The following is a 2,588-nucleotide window of genomic DNA, read 5'->3' on the forward strand; positions in this document are numbered from 1 at the left end:
GTGCACGCCAGCCATCGCGCGGCGGCTGCGCACGCCGGCCGCGCTGGCGGACGAGACGCTGCTGCGCTCGTACCGCGCCGACGAGTGGGCGCGCTGGTGTGCCGCCGCGGGCATCGAGCCGCCGCTGCTGCGCGGGCCGGTGTTCGATTCGTCGATCGCGATGGCGGCCGCCGCGGCGCAGGGCATCGGCGTCGCGCTGCTGCCGCCGGCGATGTTCGGCGAGGAGCTGCGCACCGAGCGGCTGGTGCAGCCGTTCGCGCTGGGGGTGTCGCTCGGGCGCTACTGGATCACGCGGCTGAAGTCGCGCGCGCCCACGCAGGCGATGCGGGTGTTCCAGGCCTGGGTGATGCAGGAAGCTTCGCAGCACTCGACGAAATAGCTGTACACCTATACAGTACGCGCCCAGTTCATCCATTCGCCACGACCCATGCCCGACACCACCGACGACACCGTGCTGATCCAGGAAGCGCGCCACTGGGAAGACGAGACCTGGATCGCCCAGGTGATCAAGAACGAGGACGACGACGGCTGGGCCGTCTCGATGACGCTGCGCGGCGAGGCCGAACCGGCGCTGGTCGGGCCGTGGACCATGGGCCGCGACAAGAAGAACCCGAAGCCGCTGGATGCGCCGGCCTTCCACACGCTGGTCAAGACCGCCCACGAGGTGCGGCGCCGCCACGAGCAGCAACTGCAGGCGCGGCTGCACAAGAAGATATGGATCGGGAGCGGCGCACAGGAAATCGTCGTGACGCTCGACATCGTGCCGGACGACGACGATCCCTACGCGATGCTGGCGGCCCGCGATGCCGAGGGCCGGGAAGTGGCGCGCAAGCGCGTCGAGGCCGGGTTCCGGCTGACGGCCGAGACGGCCGAGGCCTGGCTCGCGCGCGAGCTCGCTTGACCCGAAGGCTTCGGCGCGCCGCGGTGTTGGCCGGCACGCTGCTCGCAGCCGGCGTGGCCCAGGCGGACAGCGAATCCAGGGACGAAGGCGGGCGCGACGGCCCCGATGCGCCGATCCAGACGATCACGCTGCTCGGCTACGAGCACGTGCGGCTGCCGCAGGGCGAGCGCATGGGCCTGGTGGGCGGCTCGCTGCTGTTCGACGCCGGCTCCGGCTGGGCGTTCGGGCCAGCCGTGTATGGGGCGGCCACCGGGCAACGCGGCGGGTTGTTCGTCGCCGGGGTCGAGGTGCAGCACCGCTGGCAGTTCAGCCCCGGCTGGACGCTGGCCACGGGCCTGTACGCGGGCGGCGGCGGTGGCGCATCCGCGCCGGTGGGCTCGGGCCTGATGCTGCGGCCTGCGCTGACGGTGATGAAGGACATCGGCCCGGCGCTGCAGCTGGGCGTCTCGGCGTCTGCCGTGAATTTCCCGAGCGGCGAGATCAAGAGCGGGCAGCTGGGCCTGGCCCTGGCATGGCGTGGTGGTTTCACGCACCTGGCCGGAGAGCACGGCGGCACGGCCAGCACATCGAGCGGCATCACCGGCCTCGGCTTCGACCGCATGGCGCTGACCGCCACCACCTACCGCTTCGACGGCGCGCCGCGCCCGGCGGCCGGGCTGGCCGGTGCGCGCGCGGAACGCCGGCTCGCCAACGGCTGGTCCTGGGGTCTCGAATCAGCCGCCGCGGCCAAGGGCGATGCGGCAGGCTACATGGAAATTCTCGGCACGGTCGGCGCGAGCTTCGCGCCGTGGCCCGAGTTGTTGCCCACCTGGCGCGCCGGCGTGCGGGTGGCCGGTGGGTTGGGTGGTGGCGGAGCCGTGCCGACCGGCGGCGGCCTGATCGGCAAGGCCACCGGCACGATGGAGTGGAGCCCCGCCCCCGGCTGGACGATCGGCGGCGAGTACGGCCGCATCCGCGCCGCCAACGGCGACTTGCGCGCCCGCCAGGCCCAGCTGTGGCTCGGCATCGACCTCGAACCCGGACATGACGGGCGCACGATGCCGCCGCGTGTCGTGCGCACCGAATGGGTCGCCGTGCTGCAACACCATGCGCGCGTGCTGCGCCAGGACGGCAGCCGCCAGTCGCTCGACACGATCGGCCTGAAGCTGAACCGCTACGTCGACGACTTCGTCTACGTCAGCGGCCAGGCGCACAGCGCGTACGCCGGAAATGCCGGCGCCTATTCAACGGGGCTGATCGGCGCCGGCATCGCGAGCAGCCCGGGCACGCCGGTGCGAATCGGCATCGAAGCGCTGGCGGGTGCGGCTGGCGGCGGTGGTGTCGCGACGGCCGGGGGCGCGATCCTGCAAAGCGTTCTGTGGGCCGGCTGGGCCGTCACGCCGCGCAGCGAATGGCGCGTGGGTGCCGGGGCGATGCAGCCGTTGCGTGGGAGCAAGGCGACGCCTGTTGTTGAACTGGCCTGGAGTCGTAGCTTCGGGATGTCTGGCTGGTGATTCCTGCGCGGCGCGGCGCGGCGAGTGGGGGGCTGGGCTGAGGGCTCATGCCGAGGCGGTCGGCGCCCCAGGGGGCGCCGACTCCACGAAGAAGCTCGGTTCCGTGGGTGCATCGCCAAACTCCCTCCACTCACTTCGTTCGTTGTGGTCAAACAGTGGCGATGAGTATGTCTACGAAGCGCGCTGGCGCGCGC

Annotated in this window: 3 protein-coding genes; all 3 read left to right on the forward strand. The window is 72.0% G+C overall.

Features of this window, described 5'->3' with window-relative positions:
• Positions 1-379, forward strand: a 379-nt coding sequence (locus AC1D01_RS29545; protein WP_477872773.1) for a LysR substrate-binding domain-containing protein, incomplete at its 5' end; no start/stop codon positions are given.
• A gap of 48 nt (positions 380-427) precedes the next feature.
• Positions 428-901, forward strand: a complete 474-nt coding sequence (locus tag AC1D01_RS29550) for a hypothetical protein (protein ID WP_477872775.1) — start codon at positions 428-430, stop codon at positions 899-901.
• Positions 898-2,394 (forward strand): hypothetical protein, encoded by a 1,497-nt coding sequence (locus AC1D01_RS29555; RefSeq protein WP_477872777.1) that lies wholly within the window; start codon positions 898-900, stop codon positions 2,392-2,394. Before AC1D01_RS29550 ends, AC1D01_RS29555 begins: the two co-directional genes overlap by 4 nt.
• Positions 2,395-2,588 lie beyond the last annotated feature (194 nt).

Source organism: Rhizobacter sp. P3_B12 (assembly GCF_056402895.1).

Coding starts and splice junctions, on each gene's coding strand:
- AC1D01_RS29550 (WP_477872775.1), top strand. CDS start 428: ATGCCCGACACCACCGACGACACCGTGCTGATCCAGGAAGCGCGCCAC.